A 16,094-nucleotide genomic window follows, 5' to 3' on the forward strand; every position below is an offset into this window, starting at 1 on the left:
TCACTTTCCCAGCTCATCTTGTGTGTCCGGCCATTCTTCCCTTACAGACTGAAAAACCCCAACACATCTACTACAAAGCCTCTAAGATCTTTCTAAACGAATTAGTGAAGCGCTTTGACAAAAAGATCAAGGTCAACCAATCTATGCATAAGTATAATTAAAGGAAGTTAAAACTGGTATGAATTGATTAATACTGTTTAAAAGGGGTAAGTATTGGATTGCTCTCCAACTTTTGGTCTTTTTGAAAGAAAATAATCCTAGTAGATCGATTATACTTTCATTTTTTAAAAGGGTTTTGGATATAATTAAGCCAAAACCCAAGTATCAAAACAGGCTATTTACAGTTCACTGAAGCCATATTTTTTATAGATATTTTTTGCGGTAGGACTGATCATGAAATCTAAAAAATCATTAGCGGCTTGCTGGTGGGGTGCATTTTTTAGCTTTCCGGCAATATAGGTTGCCTTAATGTTTTCTTTTTCAGCTATTTCGACTAAATCTACCGGGTGACCAATCATTTTTTGAAAGTGAACTTCAGAGTACCATACAGGAGCTGCTTGACTTTGTTTATAAAGAATTCTCATGGGGGATTGTCTATGATGAATATGTGTCAAAAAAGTAGATCCATCTTTCGTCTTCTCTTCCATAATAGTTTTTCTCAATGTCTCCCCTCCGGCTTTAATATAGGCCATTTCAATTTGCTTTCCTATGCCCTCCCATAAAGGATTTGGCATACTCACTTTTAAGTTTTTTCTAGCTAGATCTCTTAAATTTTTTACCTTATATGGATTACCCTGGGCGACCATGATGGCTAATTTATTGTAGGTATAGACCTCAGTTCTATCGAAATATTCCGACATTTCTGTTATTCGATTTTTACCTGCAGTATATACGTCAGGTTTTAAGGTTATCCGCATATTTCCGATCGTTAAGGAACCCCCTTTAATTTGGTCAGCTAATTTCCCTGGAGGTAAAGTTTCAGCAAATACCCGTTGATATTCTGGGTATTCCTTTTTAAAAGCTTTCATTAACTCATCTACAACCATAAACTGGTTCCCAGCAAAAAATACGACTAATTGTGGATCATTAATATCTCCATACAAATCCGGAACGTTGTCTATTCCGGGGATGGTAAACATAACAGTGCTTTCAGGTGGTGTGTTCCAAGGAGGATCATATTGATGATCCTGAGAAAAGGAGGCGTTTAAGGAAGTAATTAGAAAAAGTGGGATCAGTAGATTCTTGATACATTTTTGCATAATAAATAGATTTGATAGTTAGAATTATGGATGCACGATAGCCCATCCTTCGTAATGACGTAGAATTATTTCGCCATTTCCAGTCGGCACAAAAGAAATAAATGGATAAAGATCTTCTTTGTTAATTTTTCGCTCTTTTAACGTGTTCTCACATTGCGCTAATATGACTCCTCTTTCTTTAAGACCTGTTAAGGCTTCTAAATATGGACTTCCTTTCTTATAAATTTCAACTCCATCACTAAAAACAATGAGTTCTATTTCCAGCTTTCCTTTAAGTCGAGGGTCATTTAAAGCGTTTTTTATGTTTCTTAAAGCTCCATTCACTCGTTTCTGATCTGATGAATTAATAACATAGAGTGCTTTATAGTGGTCCAATTTGGCTTCGGCACCAGTGAAGGTTAACGATCTCTCCGCAGTTGATACTTGAGCGTATGTGGAGTTAGCAATAAGTGTAAATAAAATTGCCAAAGAAAAAATTTTAATTGATTTCATATATATTGATTTAGTTATTAGATGCGATTTTAGTTTTTAAAGCTTTTTCAATAGGACCGTAAGGCCCATATTTATGTTGTTGCTGATCAAAACTGTCTTGGTATGGGCCAAAGGGCACGTCTACGGGTTTCTTTGCAATGTCTTTCCAATCAGCACTTTGATCTTTATGAGGACGAGGTTGAGAGTTTACAAAGGCAGCCACATGCCAAGCCTCCTCATCACTAAGAATTGTGTTTTCAGCAGTCACACCAAAAGGCATGTTATACTTTACGAAACCGGCAAAGTTTCTTAAGCGATATAATCCCGCGCCATCATTATAGCTATCCTCACCCCACAACGGTGGATACGTGTATTCATTCCCTTTTGCATTTAAGATTCCTTGACCAGATTGACCATGACAACTCTGACAATGTTTCGCGTAAATCGTCTTTCCAATTTTTGGATCGGCCGCAATTTTGAGATAGGGTAGCTTTTTGATTCCTGAATTCTCCGGTTTAACACCAGAGGGAACCTCAGAACCGACCCATTCTATATAAGCGACGATAGCTTTCATTTCTTTACTCTCCGGTGAAAGTTTTTTACCATTCATACTCCGCTCAAAACATCCATTGATACGACCAGCAATGGATACCTTTGCATTCGATCTCGGCCTGAACTGAGGATAGGTGGAAGCGACCGCAGAGTAATTAATCCCATACGGTTTAGTACCTGCTTGGTTGTGACAGTTCTGGCAATTCATTCCATTGGCCATGATGGCGACTGATCCCTTAGGGCCTAAATAGGCAGAGGTATGCGAAACAAGCTCTTTTCCGTAACGTACCAAATCTCCTTTTTCACCAGTGGGGATTGTATTAAGATCAGGCGCTTGCCATCCGATTTTTGGTGATGGTAGATTTTGGGGTTTTTGTTCAGAATCTGGCTTGGAGGTTGTCATGCTGTTCTCTCTTAACTGGACATTAATTGATTTCTTTTCAGGGGATACCAATAGCGTAACTAGGATAATGATTACCAGAAAGAAGAAAAAGATCACCAATACCAATGTTCGTATTGATCCAAGAAGAGCATCGCGAGTTTCAATAACGGTTTTTTCCATATTGTCTAATTATTTATACGTGAACAAGAACGTTATGACCTCATTTTATGTGTAACCAGGAATAAGCGTTTGTTCGTTTTAAGGGTTTATAGTGTTGTCCAAATTTAGAATTAGACTTCTGAATATGGTCATCACAACTTGTTATCATGCATAACTATTTGTAATACTAGGGTAATAGTAGGTCGTTAGCTAATTCTTGTTTGTCAGAAGATTTTATAATATGTTTAGGGGAAAAATTGAAGAAGGTTGTACTTTTTACTAGTCCTGTAAAAAGACGTGTTAAAAAAACAATTGAAAATTGAAGGAATAATGGGGCGGCGTAAAATAAGAGCGCCAGAGGATTGGTAACGAGAAAAAAATCAGTCTTGGATCCCTTTGAAGTAAATTATTGCTTTAAGCCTCGTATTTTCACAGATTAACTTTTGGAAGTTATAAATTAGCATTTGTTCTAAAGAATTGCTTTAATAAATCGTTCAATTTTGAATTCTTGCCATGCAATTGTATAAATTGAAAAGTACGGAAAATTTCTAGGCCATTAATTTCAATAATGCTAAGTTCATTCCGTTGAAGCTCACTGGTGATGGATTGTATGGATAGGAATGCGGCACTATCTGAATATTTTAAGTATTGCTTTATGCTAATGCTGCTCTCCATTTGAATTTCAATGATGAGATCTTTGGTGTTAATTCCGGTCCCTGAAATCGCTTTAAAAACGACATCTAATGTTCCAGATCCAGCCTCTCGTAATATCAGTGGAATCTCAAGAAGTTTTTTCGGTTCGATTTCAGAAAGTTTTGAAATTTTGCTGTTCGTATTCGCGACCAATACGATCTCGTCTTTTAAGAAGTTTTCATAACAGATCTGCGGAAAGCGAGAACTTCCCTCAACAATTGCGAAATCAATTTTTTCTTCTATAATCTGTTGTGAAATAAAATTAGAATTTCCTCTAATAAAAGATACCTGAATTGCTGGAAATGTTTTTTTAAACTTCGCTAAAATTTTAGGTGCCAAAATCTGTGATAGAGTCGTGCTTGCGCCAAACCTAATGGCTCCCTCTGCTATTTTATTTAATTGATTTAGCTCATTTTCCAAATGCGCATAGATTGTAAAAATTTCCTGAGCGTATTTCAACATAACTTCTCCAGCCGGTGTTATTGAAATTGAATTTCCATTTCGTTTAAATAAGGCTGTACCCACTTGTAGTTCTAATTCACGGATGTGTTTAGTGACTGCTGGTTGGGTGATAAATAACTCTGCCGCTGCTTTTGTGAAGCTTAATCTTAGAGCAACTGTATGAAATACTTTTAATCTGAAATCAAATACCATTTACTAGAATCTTTGGTGTAATATTAGACTTTTTTCTGTAAAAAGCACAAAATCATACAGGCTATTTAATGTTGAATTAAGAGAACCTTCTGCATTTTTAGCCTAAGATATTTAGGATCAAGACAATTGCTTTACTGTTGATGTCGTTTTTTCAGGGTCATTGGTGTGGGATAAGCGCCGTATTCATTAAAGGAAGCTTGGTATTGGTAAAATTAAAGCCCTACCTGGTGAGGTAAGGCTTTAACATAAGAATAAGTAGGTTGATTAAAATTTCTTATTCTCTACATCCCACCACAACCTAGTTCCGCCATTGTCTGGTCCTCCAAGCATCCCTACCGCTTCATTAACGGCTACGCTATTGCTATTATACTCTCTTTCGGGATAAGGCATTCTTCTGATTCCAGGGATAGTTGGAATGGTATTTCCGCTGTAATTCACCACCACAGGGAATAATATAGGGTAGCCTGAGCGGCGATATTCTGCCCAAGCTTCATCTCCATCGGGAAACATAGAAATCCATTTTTGGGTAATTATACGTTCCAATTTCCGGTCCTTAGAATCAGCTTCATTCCACTGAATGGTAATGGTACTCAAATAAGGGGAGCCGGCCTTTATATCGTTTTGACCTGCTTTAATCGCTTTAGGATCAATGTATGGTGCGGGTTTGGCACTAGCATTCGCTTTATATACAGCAGACTGGGCCGCAAGGCCATACATTTCGAATGATCTGTCTATACCTGTTTCATAATTAGTTTTAGCATCTCCGGCATCGCTCCAACCCCGCAATGCGGCTTCTGCCTTTAGAAACCAGCTCTCTGATGCGACCATTAATTGCATTTTATTTGCTTGGGGCAACAATTTGGAATACCCATCATAACGGCTCTTTGCATCAATGTCAATCCCTGAACGAATTCCTTTAAATTGGTCTTTGACCACAGGGTCTGTTGCTCCCATAAAGAGCTTTTGTAATCTAGGGTCTTTATATCCAGTTAAAAATGTCTCCATACTGGCTCCCATACGGGTATCACTCCATGAGCTAGAGATGATGTTTAATGGATGATCGGTACTCAGGCTGATATAGCAATTATCTTGGGTGGATTCAAGTAATCCTCCGCTGCTTGTATTTAGCGATTTTTCACCTTCTACTTTTGCTTTGCTTGGATCTTTAAAAGCGATGCGTATCGCTAATCTCAATCTTAAGGTATTTGCATATTTTAACCACCTTTCATAGTTATTACTCGTATAGGCTAAATCTGATTTTTTCATTGCAGCAGAAACGTCTTTGCTCACATAAGTTTTTAAAATTGTAGTCGCCGTATCTAAATCTTTGAAAAAGTTATTGTATGTCTCCTGTTGAGTGTCGTAATGTATTTGGTCATTTTCATCAGGGACGTTGTATTTACTATAAATAATGGGTCCAACTTTATCCGATGTACGGTGCATCGCCGATACTTTAAGAATCTTCGCAAAAGCAAAAATGTCCTGCATTTTTTCATCTCCCCTAGTAAACTCTTCAACACGGTACAGTGGATTCATTGCTCGAATGTATCGATCTACCCATAAGGAAGAATACCATCCTGGAACCAGAGAATAGGTCAGATTGTTTGCATTTCCGACAAAAGGAGCCTGGGCCCCAAAGTAACCTCCATAAGCATCGCTAGTTAGGTTATTGGAGAGTTGATACTCGCCAACATTTTCTGATATGATGCTCCGCTGGGCTTGAGCCAAAAATGCAGCGATCAGGGCGAAATCACCCATGGCTTGTTCATCGGTTACCCCAGCAGGGTTTGTGTTTAAATCGGTGAAATCTTTGGTGCAGCTCAAGGTCAAAAATAGGCTGCAATATAATAGTCCGATTAGTTTTTTATACGGTTTCATATGTTTCGTAAATGAGGGTGATTAAAATGATACTTTAAGATTTAATCCGTAGCTTCTGGTTGCTGGTAAGGCAAAACTGTCGTACCCTTGTCCTCCTACCCCAGTAGTGGTATTTAATTCTGGATCATAAGGGGCATCATTTTTAAAGAAAAATAGATTTCTTCCAGTCAGTGAAACTGAGGCTTTTTTGATTCCTTGCCATTTAATTGGAAGACCATAACTTAATGAGATTTCTCGCATTCGGATATTGGTTGCATCATAGACCAACCCTTCGATGATTCCATCTCGATTTCCTACGGCTGAATAATAAGCTTGGGCCGGAATCAAACCTTCCCATGCTGTCCCATCTTGCTTAACAGCAGGAATATCAACCCCTCCTTTATCGCGTGCCGCAGCACTTTCTTCACTCACCCCAAACGAGTTTAGGTACCCATCGGTAATACTGATTACTTGTCCTCCAAATCGCGCATCAATTGTAAAGCTAAGACTGAATTTATCGTAATTAAAGGTGTTATTCCAACCCACAATGGATTTAGGGTTGTTATTTCCAAGATATCCTTCGGGTCCGATCTGTGGTCGTCCATTATCGTCTACCACCATCACTCCATTCTCATCTCTAAGGAAGGTACGAGCCCAGAAGTCACCAAACGAACCATTTAAGCGAAGCACATTGAAATTCCCTCCAATACTATATCGTTCACCAAGCTTTGGCGCTAATTCCAAAATTTTATTGCGATTGGCTGTAAAATTCATTGAACTATTCCATGATAATTTATCTCCTTTGAGTACATCGACGCCAAGAGCAGCTTCAATCCCTTTATTTTCTACATTTCCGGCATTAAGGAACACAGTGGTTGAAACCTGGCCAACAGGAGCTTGGTAAGAAAAGTACTGGTCTTTCGTGTTGGTTTTATATAAAGCCAAATCAAAATTGATTCGATCATCCCAAAAACGTCCTTCATAACCTATTTCATAACTTCTACTAATTTCTGGCTTTAGTGGTAATCCTTTGTATGGTCCTGACACATTTGCATTCAGTACACCGGTACTCAAAGAGTGGGTCGGGATCGTGCTGTAAATACCAACATCATTCCCAACTTCAGCCATGGTTAACCTTAATTTGCTATAGGTAATAAATGAAGGCATCTTTATCATATCTGATAAGACTGCTGATAGCCCCGCAGACCAGTAAAAATATCCTTTCTTTTCCTGTGGTGTGTTTGCAAGGGTAGACGCCCAGTCGTTTCTAGCAGTTAAATCTAGAAATATTTTATCCTTATACCCCCAGTTAGTGGAAGCAAAGACAGATTGTAATTGACGATTGGTAATGGATTCCGTTAAACTGTTTATTGGCGCATCACGATATATATTACTTAGCAGAAATTTATTGGCAATGGCTAATTTACGTTGATCTATGCTCCATGCATTAGAACGAGTATCATTTATGGAAGTACCTGCTGTGAAATTTAGGGCCAAATCTTCGGAAAGGTTTTTATTTCCAATAAACAAGAAATCTCCATAAAGTGCGGTACTTACCGTTTCATCACGCATATAGCGACCGTTATCTTCTAAAACTCCAGCAATCGTTTCCCCAGACAAAACGCCTTGGGTTCCTGCATGTACCCTGCGTTCCCAGCGATCCCATCTCTTATTTAATGTCCCCCTAGCTGCGACCGACAACCAATCATTTATGTTGTATTTCAATTGAGCTTGCCCAATGATGTTGTCTCTGATTTGATCACTCGGTGTTCGGTTAAGTACCCAGAAAGGATTTTGAGAATGATGGGTTCCAGTTAGACCGGCATCAGCGTTAATATTCCACCAATCTTGAAGATGTAGATTTCTGCTGCTTGATAAATATTCAAAAGTTCTATATTTTTCAAAATCTAATCCCTTGGGAAATAAATACGCTCCAGCAATTGGACTGAAATATAAGCCAGATGTTGGTCTATTGTGGATATCTTGTTTTGAATACATCATACTTCCATCGAAGGCCAGCTTACCTTCAAAAAAGCTTGTCGAATTGCGGAAAGTTGCAGAATGTTGCTTGAAGCTGTTGGTTGGTAATATACCATGATTATTAGTATTTCCATAGGAGAAGTAATTCTGCATTGTACTGGTCCCTCCACTGATAGAAATGGTGTTGATTAAGGTTGTCCCTGTATTGTAGAAGTCATCTATAGGGTCAGCAAAGGTTCCCTTTTCTCCCCAACTTTCCTCACTACCTGGCGCACTCTGTGCATATCTATTTTGAAACTTTGGCAGATAAAAGGCTTGGTCCGCGGTTAAGTTAGAGGATAAATCAATTTTTAAATTTCCTTCCGCGCCTTTTTTTGTGGTAATCATAATTGCCCCGTTTGCTCCCTGACTACCATATAGGGCGGATGCTGATGCCCCTTTAAGTACATTGATGCTCAAAATATCATCTGCGTTTAAGGTGCTTAAAATATCTCCACGATCTGCTCCCCCTCCAAAGGCTCCGGAAGATCCAGTCCCTCCAGTATTGGTAATGGGCAAACCATCTATTACATATAGAGGTTGGTTGCTTCTGTTCGATTTAAAACCTCTTAATACAATATTTACGGATCCACCTATTCCTGAGGAACTTCGGTTAATCTGCATCCCTGAAACTTTTCCCGTTAGGTTGTTTAGAGGATTAGCATCCTTTACTTTGGTAAGTTCTTCTCCTTTTACGGTTTGTGTAGAGTAGGTAAGGCTTTTTGATTTTCGTTGAATACCTAATGCTGTTACAACAACGTCGTCAATCCGAGCTGCCTCAGCAGTCATCGCAATAGCAATTTTCGATTCTTGGGCAGTAACAGTTTTTTGTATCGTGGCATAACCCAAATTACTGATACTCAGTGTTTGTGACTTATTTGGTGCTTCAAGTGTGAAATTACCCTCACTGTCAGAGGTTGTTGCTATTTTACTGGAATTTACACGAATTGTTGCTCCGGCTATCGGCAATTTCGTTTGATCATCGATGATCTTGCCTTTTATGGTCCGGTCTTGAGCAAAAGAGATTTGCATGGCTAAAAGCCAAAGTAAAACTAGGTGGAGTGATTTTAGCATAATTTGAATTCAATGTTTAATACGGGTTATTGTAACAGCAATGATACAATTAATAAATAGAACGACCAAATTTTCAAAATATTTCATAGGTCCTTCTGAAAGAGTAAAATAGATAGAGATAAGATTTTTTTTCGAAGTTAATGGGGAGCCAGAAAGCTTAAGGGGAAGCTGTTAATTAATCTTGGGCTGAATAATATTAAGCTATTTCGACAATTTTGATCGATAAAATCAAAAAAAATTATTTTTGAAAAAGGCAATTATCGATAAGGGTTATTAAAGAGCTACATTTCCCTATCTTCAAAAAGGATATCCTTATCAGATAGGGAAAGCTTAGGCTCCCTTTGGATTTATGAATAAATGTTTGTTCAAGATTCTTCGTAAATCGTCGGAAGCTGGAGATTCAAAAATTTCCAGATCAAAGTATTTAATTGCAGCAAACAAATGATCAAACAAGTCCGACATTGTATCTTCATAAAACGCCCATTTAGTTCCCTTTGTAAACATATAAAGTTCTAAAGGAAGTCCATGTTCAGTGGGAGCTAATTGACGAACAAGAAGAGTTAATTCTTGATGAATATTTGGATTTTGTTCTGCATAAAGTTTGATATACGCCCTAAACAAGCCAATATTTGTCATTCTTCTGCCATTGACTAAAACAGTTGGATCTATTTTATTTTTATGATTAAATTGGTCAATCTCCCTTTCTCTCATTTCTATAAATGGAGCTAAAAGTGAAATCTTTTTTAGTTCTTGTATTTCGTCCTGATTTAAGTACCGAATGGTAGAAATCTTAATTTGAATGGATCTTTTTATTCGTCTACCACCAGTTTCCTGCATTCCTCGAAAATTTTTGAAGGAATCACTCATTAACGTATGGGTAGGTATGGTCACAATGGTTTTGTCCCAGTTTCGGACCTGTACATTGTTGAGGTTTATTTGTAAGACATCTCCATCTACTCCATATTTAGACATTTCAATCCAGTCACCAACTCGTACAGAATCGTTTGCAGAAACTTGGATACTCGCTACAAAACCCAAAATAGTATCTTTGAAAACGAGCATAAGAATGGCTGATGCGGCACCCAAAGATACCAGAAATGACCATGGTGAGCTTCCAGTGATAGAAGAAATAATTAAGGTTCCAGATACAAAAATTAGGAAAATTTGGAGGACCTGAAGATAACTGTCAAGAGGTTTATCCTCAAAGGCTTTTGAGGTCCTTAAAATATCTCGGCCGGTTTTTAGCAGTCCATTCAAAAGGCTGTAAACCGCTAAAATAACCAAAACAACTAGACCTTTGCTCAGCACGGAGGTAAGAGTCGGAAAACCGATAAAAATGTTCGGGAGTAATTGCTGGGAAAAAGAGACTAACAGTAGACGACTTAAGTGTACATGTGTCTTGTTATCCAGAAGAAGATTATCCCAATTGTTTTTAGTCTTTTTGATTAAATTCGATACAATCGAGTTGAAAAAATAGCGAAGAAGCCGATCAAGGAGAATAAGTAAGATAAAAGCAACAAATAAAAGGCAAGCAGTGCTTACTGTATGAGCGGCCTGGTTGTGAATTCCACTTGATTTGGCTAGTTCTAATGTCCATTGGTAAATGGAGCTCGTCGTTTCTTGGGTACTTAAGATAAAGTTCAATAATTCCATATGAACGGACAAATCTACAAAAAACAAACGTAGAGGTCCTGATTTTCCGCGGAATTTGGCCAATATTAGGTCATATTGATGTCTTATTCATAGTAATCTGCCTGTTTATTTTGGTTTTTGAACAGATGACATATTGATTTAAGGTTTTAAGGATCTTTTCGCTACTAATGGTAAATCTAAATAGGGTAAGATTTCTCTATTTAGATTTTACCATTTGGCTTTAACCTTGGCGGGTACACTATCGATCCTTACTGTTTAAATTTAAAAGATACGCCAATATTTAGATTGGATACTCCGTACCCCAATTCTGCGAACGCTGCTACAGACTCGCTAAAAAACCAACGTCCTCCAAGAAATCCAGAAAAACCAAGGCCGCTCCCATAATTATTTACAAAGTCACTCGTATTGTTTTCTGAAGAGTATTTGGCAATATTGTATCCAAGCATCGCTCCCGCGTAAAGATTGAGTTTGGGAAGATGACTAAAACCATTGTAATGGTATGCTCCACGTGCCCCGATCACATAATAGTTCCACTTGGCGGTATAACCCATATCAGTATATTTATAGCCTGTATTTCCCAGATAACCACCCAGACTGATTACTCCTGGACCTCCCATATCCCATACGCCATGGTCAAGGCTAATACTAATTGCAGGTCTAGCTTTTCCCAGACCACCTAAGGTTGTGCCAATGCCAATACCAAGATTGGCTACAGAGCTTCCTTTTTGAAATGATTGAGCCTGAGTCATTGTGATCAAGCAGCATGTAATGAGGTAAAAAATTGTTTTTTTCATAATAGTTTTGATAAGAAGTTTCATGTTGGTCGCGAGGTGTTTTTCTCCTCGAAGCTAATTGTTAATGAATATTCTATTACATTGGTCCATCCAATTAGATAGATATCATAGTCACAAACCTACGATCTAATCGCCCCTAGTTTTAGCCCCCTAAAGGGGGTATTTATATCGTGTATAATTACAGTACATTTGTATAGATAATCGATGATTATTAACCAGGATATTCTTGAATGTTATCCAGTATAAACAATTAGTTAGCGAATGTGTAATTATGATGATTAAAGTGGTGATAGTTGATGACCATAAGATTCTAACAGAAGGTCTGCAGAGTCTGATTATGGATTCTGAATACGCAAAAGTAGTTGGAGTGGCACACAGCGCAGCGGAATGTAGGGCTTCGCTTGGATTTTGGAGGCCTGATGTCCTGTTATTAGATGTGGGCCTACCGGACATTTCTGGAGTCGATTTTTGCAAAGAAATTAAAGCGGATTTCCCTCAGATAAAAGTCCTTGCCCTGACGACTCATACCGAGTTTACAGTGGTAAAAGAAATGTTAAACAACGGAGCCTCAGGTTACCTGGTTAAAAATGCAATGGCCGCCGAGGTTCTCTCAGGAATACAGGCGGTTGCACAGGGCGAAATATTTCTTTCGCATGAAATTGATATTTTGATGAAAAAACCAGCAGTTCAAAATATTTGGTTGACCCTGAAGGAGCGTGAATTGCTTCGATTGATTTCTGAGGGACTGACTAATATCGAGATAGCAGATAAACTTTTTTTGAGTCCGGAAACCATAAAAGGGTATCGAAAAAACCTGCTATTGAAACTTGGGGCTAAGAATACAGCTTTATTAGTGAAAATAGCAATAGAACAAAAGCTTATTTAGCGTATTATTTAGGATAATCTGATAATTTCCTAATAAAGAGAAGAAAATTTCCAAAATTTTTCTGATAAAACCTTGAAGTGCATATTATAATTGCTAAAAAATAGTGATCTGCTAAAATTGGTTTGAATTTTTTAAAGTATCCTCGTAAAGACCTTTGAATATGCGAAATAATGCGTTCATTGCGTCAGAAATGACATTTATATTTTTGTTATTGGGGATGTTTTTTCCTGATGTTAACAATAAATTAACATTCGTGCTAAAATCCATCACTAAAAACCAAAAAATTTAATATGTTTGCTCCCGGATAGAATTTTTACAACCTTAAACTTATTCTAAATGACAAGTAAATCTGCTTTAATCAAGGCATTGATTATGGCTGTTTCATTGGGAAGTATCGGCACCACCTATGCAAAAGGGAATGCTATGGCTTCTTTATGGTTACAGTTAAAGGTGCAAGGCACCATCAGTGATGAAAACGGTCCAGTTGCCGGTGCATCAATTAAAATCAAAGGAACGGGAATCTCCACATTTTCGGATGAGAATGGGAATTATTCGCTTAATGACATTAAAAGTGGTTCTGTTATTGTGTTTTCCTATGTAGGTTTCAAAACGCAAGAAATTACTTATTCCAACCAAACGAGTTTAAATGTTAAACTTGAGTCAGACATGGCCGATTTGGATGAAATCGTGGTTGTTGCATATGGTACTACTAAAAAGTCTTCTTTTACAGGGTCGGCATCGGTAGTAAAAGCAGAGCAAATTCAAAAAATATCAGGTACGGGTTTTGCAGAAGCCTTACAAGGCGCTAGTGCCGGGGTTAATGTCACGAACAACGAAGGTAATCCAGGTGGAAATTCACGAATCCAAATTCGTGGAATCAGTTCAATGTCTGGATCATCAAACCCGCTGTATGTTGTAGATGGAATGCCTTATGAGGGTCAATTAAATACCATTTCTCAGAGTGATATCGAATCCATCACTGTGCTAAAAGATGCTGCAGCTTCCTCTTTATATGGCTCAAGAGCGGCAAATGGTGTTGTTGTAATTACAACAAAAAGGGGTAAATCGAATAAACCACAAATCAATTTAAGATCTTCATGGGGAACTTCCGATAATGCAGTCGCTAATCCGGTGAAAGCAGATCCATACGAACATCTTTTGAATACCTGGGAAGGGATGTATAATGATCAGTATTATAAATATGGTCTGGACAAAAATGCTGCAGGAAATTGGGCGACCGCGAATGTGCTCGGCAAGAACCTTAAAGCTATAAAAAACTCAAAGGGAGAAAATTCGTACGTTTCCCCTTTTGCACACATCAATGAAGACTATGTTTTGCATGATGGAAACGGCAACCCATATATTAACCCAAATCTAAAATTGGTATGGGATGAAAGTGATTACGATTTCTATGGCGCAGTTTTTTCAAGGAAACTACGACAAGATTATGGTGTTGATTTGAGTGGTACAGCAAATGAAGGAAGAACCAACTATTTCCTTTCCGCAGGCTATCTGGATGATAACGGTTATGCGAGCAAACAATACTTTAAAAGAAACAACTTCAGAGCAAACATTACCTCTCAGATTACTGATTGGTTACAAATAGGAGGTAATTTGTCTTATTCAAATGCTAAACAGAATTTATCTGGCGCAAGCAGAGCATTGGTGTTTACAACTACTCTACAATCACCTTGGCTCAGAAATATAGACAATACAGATTGGGAGTATTCTTTAAAGACTGGTGAGCGTATGTTCGATTACGGTTCCTATACCAACAATTTCTTTGGAATTCAAACTTTAAATAATGGCGGCGATTATTGGGATAATCCAAATGATGAGAGTTTCAACAACAATTTGAACAACATGATCTCATCTAGGTTCTTTGCTGAATTTAAGCTCCCATTTAATTTAAAATTCAAATCTTCGCTAAGTATTGACAATAACATTGACAAATTCTTTGGTTATGGATCAGCTGTGCATGATGCCTCTCAAAGAGAACCTTACGGAATTACCGTTACCACTAACGGAGGGAATGCAACAAGAACCAATGTAGATAAGAAATCGGTTACCTTTAACAACATCCTCTCGTGGGAGCAAAATTTCGGTAAGCATAATATCTCAGCTTTAGCAGGTCAGGAGGCCTACTCAATGAATCTTTATTACGATAATTCATATGGGGAAGGAATTATGCAGATTGGACAATATGAATTAGGTTCCACCACCAGAAATTGGAGTAATACATCCCATAGAGACCGTTATAATTTAATGTCATACTTGGGAAAGGTCGACTATAATTTCGATTCGAAATATTATCTTTCTGGGTCTGTTCGTCGCGATGGGTCTTCTCGCTTCCATCCGGATAACCGTTGGGGGAATTTTTATTCTGCGGGTCTTTCTTGGAAAATTAATAGTGAAGAATTCCTAAAGGATGTTAGCTGGTTAAATAATTTGTCATTCCGTACAAGTTATGGTACAACTGGAAATGATAAATTGATCACCAGAAATGGTAATGGAACATCAGGAGGTGAGATTTTATACGCTTACCAAGGTGTTTATTCTCCGGATGACTTGTATACCGTTGCCGGATTAAAACCAGCAGCTTATCCTACACCAGAACTGATCTGGGAAAAAAACAAACAGTTTAATTTGGCATTCGATTTTAGTGTTTTTAACAGAATCAATGGTACGATTGAATACTACAACCGAGCTTCTCAGGACTTATTGTTTTACAAGGATTTTCCTCTTTCTGCACAAGCAGGTAATGCAACAGGCTTAAACACCAATTTAGGAAATCTAACCAATAGCGGTTTTGAATTTACCTTAGGAGCTGATATAATTCGTAAAAAAGATTTTAATTGGAAAGCAGATTTCAATATTTCAACCTTGAAAAATGAAATCACGTATTTACCAGGGGGTGAGTTCACATACGAAAACAGGACCGCTGGATATAAAGTTGCTGAGGGAAAATCTTTATTCGAATTTTTTATGGTGAAAAATGCTGGTGTAAATCCTGAAACAGGAAATATGCAGTACTGGATACAAGATGAGAATAAGAGCGATTGGGTGAAAACAGAAGACTATAGTCTGGTAACGACTGACGATTTTCAGTACGTTGGATCAACCCTACCTAAAGCATTTGGCTCATTGACAAATAGTTTTGGGTACAAAGGAATTGATTTGTCTATCATGCTTTATTACTCAATTGGTGGGAAAATGTATGACTATGCGTACATCGAACGAACTGCTTTACGTGGCGGGGTTGGTGTGATCCAAGATTTGGTTGGTGATAGATGGAAAAATCCAGGAGATCAAGCGTTACTTCCGAAATGGTCAAATGACAATTATTCCAATACGAGAAAAGCATCTGACTTTTATGTTTTTGATAACGATTATCTAAGATTGAGAAATGTAACCCTAGGATATAATCTGCCGAAAAACGTATTGGGGAAAATAGCTTTATCAAATGTGAGAGTTTTTGTCTCAGGTGATAATTTACTAACCTTTGGAAAGGCAAAGAATAGATATTCAGATCCTGAAACCGGTCTTTCTGGAAACAACTACAACGGTAGTGCAGATACTGATAATGGTATCCAAGGGTCAAGAAGAGTGTTTACAGGTGGTTTACAAGTTTCGTTTTAATA

At 37.8% G+C, this 16,094-nt stretch carries 10 protein-coding genes; 2 read left to right on the forward strand and 8 right to left on the reverse strand.

Annotation, left to right across the window (positions count from 1 at the left end; genetic code table 11):
* Positions 1–338: 338 nt before the first annotated feature.
* From AC6CHH_RS08960 to AC6CHH_RS08995, 8 genes are all read right to left on the reverse strand, one after another.
* Positions 339–1,259: a molybdate ABC transporter substrate-binding protein gene (locus tag AC6CHH_RS08960; protein ID WP_498281960.1), complete on the reverse strand. Its 921-nt coding sequence runs from the start codon at positions 1,257–1,259 to the stop codon at positions 339–341.
* Between the two features lie 24 nt (positions 1,260–1,283).
* Positions 1,284–1,751: a DsrE family protein gene (locus AC6CHH_RS08965; RefSeq protein ID WP_498281962.1), complete on the reverse strand. Its 468-nt coding sequence runs from the start codon at positions 1,749–1,751 to the stop codon at positions 1,284–1,286.
* Between the two features lie 10 nt (positions 1,752–1,761).
* Complete coding sequence (locus tag AC6CHH_RS08970; RefSeq protein ID WP_498281964.1) at positions 1,762–2,844, reverse strand: c-type cytochrome; 1,083 nt, start codon at positions 2,842–2,844, stop codon at positions 1,762–1,764.
* A gap of 429 nt (positions 2,845–3,273) precedes the next feature.
* Entirely contained in the window at positions 3,274–4,170 is an 897-nt protein-coding gene (locus AC6CHH_RS08975) for a LysR substrate-binding domain-containing protein (protein ID WP_498281966.1), read from the reverse strand.
* Between the two features lie 264 nt (positions 4,171–4,434).
* Positions 4,435–6,048 carry a SusD/RagB family nutrient-binding outer membrane lipoprotein gene (locus tag AC6CHH_RS08980; RefSeq protein WP_498281968.1) on the reverse strand — a complete coding sequence of 538 codons (1,614 nt, stop codon included), beginning with the start codon at positions 6,046–6,048 and terminating at the stop codon, positions 4,435–4,437.
* Positions 6,049–6,069: 21 nt separating this feature from the next.
* The gene (locus AC6CHH_RS08985; protein WP_498281970.1) at positions 6,070–9,120 is read right to left on the reverse strand and encodes a SusC/RagA family TonB-linked outer membrane protein; all 3,051 of its coding nucleotides are present in this window, start codon (positions 9,118–9,120) and stop codon (positions 6,070–6,072) included.
* A 330-nt stretch (positions 9,121–9,450) separates the two neighbouring features.
* A complete protein-coding gene (locus AC6CHH_RS08990) occupies positions 9,451–10,836 on the reverse strand; it encodes a mechanosensitive ion channel family protein (RefSeq protein WP_498281972.1) in 1,386 nt (461 codons plus the stop codon).
* A gap of 185 nt (positions 10,837–11,021) precedes the next feature.
* A complete protein-coding gene (locus tag AC6CHH_RS08995) occupies positions 11,022–11,567 on the reverse strand; it encodes a hypothetical protein (RefSeq protein ID WP_498281974.1) in 546 nt (181 codons plus the stop codon).
* 271 nt (positions 11,568–11,838) lie between these two features.
* On the opposite strand from AC6CHH_RS08995, the gene AC6CHH_RS09000 reads away from it, so the two are divergent.
* Positions 11,839–12,453, forward strand: coding sequence for a response regulator (locus tag AC6CHH_RS09000; RefSeq protein WP_498281976.1), 615 nt, complete (start codon positions 11,839–11,841; stop codon positions 12,451–12,453).
* A gap of 336 nt (positions 12,454–12,789) precedes the next feature.
* Positions 12,790–16,092 (forward strand): SusC/RagA family TonB-linked outer membrane protein, encoded by a 3,303-nt coding sequence (locus tag AC6CHH_RS09005; protein WP_498281978.1) that lies wholly within the window; start codon positions 12,790–12,792, stop codon positions 16,090–16,092.
* The last annotated feature ends 2 nt before the right edge of the window (positions 16,093–16,094 follow it).

This window comes from Sphingobacterium sp. GQ94 (genome assembly GCF_059758715.1).

What these genes read in the sequence shown, in the direction of transcription:
- AC6CHH_RS08960 (WP_498281960.1), bottom strand. Translation starts at nt 1,259, where the DNA reads ATGCAAAAATGTATCAAGAATCTACTGATCCCACTTTTTCTAATTACT.
- AC6CHH_RS08965 (WP_498281962.1), bottom strand. Translation starts at nt 1,751, where the DNA reads ATGAAATCAATTAAAATTTTTTCTTTGGCAATTTTATTTACACTTATT.
- AC6CHH_RS08970 (WP_498281964.1), bottom strand. Translation starts at nt 2,844, where the DNA reads ATGGAAAAAACCGTTATTGAAACTCGCGATGCTCTTCTTGGATCAATA.
- AC6CHH_RS08975 (WP_498281966.1), bottom strand. Translation starts at nt 4,170, where the DNA reads ATGGTATTTGATTTCAGATTAAAAGTATTTCATACAGTTGCTCTAAGA.
- AC6CHH_RS08980 (WP_498281968.1), bottom strand. Translation starts at nt 6,048, where the DNA reads ATGAAACCGTATAAAAAACTAATCGGACTATTATATTGCAGCCTATTT.
- AC6CHH_RS08985 (WP_498281970.1), bottom strand. Translation starts at nt 9,120, where the DNA reads ATGCTAAAATCACTCCACCTAGTTTTACTTTGGCTTTTAGCCATGCAA.
- AC6CHH_RS08995 (WP_498281974.1), bottom strand. Translation starts at nt 11,567, where the DNA reads ATGAAAAAAACAATTTTTTACCTCATTACATGCTGCTTGATCACAATG.
- AC6CHH_RS09000 (WP_498281976.1), top strand. Translation starts at nt 11,839, where the DNA reads ATGATGATTAAAGTGGTGATAGTTGATGACCATAAGATTCTAACAGAA.
- AC6CHH_RS09005 (WP_498281978.1), top strand. Translation starts at nt 12,790, where the DNA reads ATGACAAGTAAATCTGCTTTAATCAAGGCATTGATTATGGCTGTTTCA.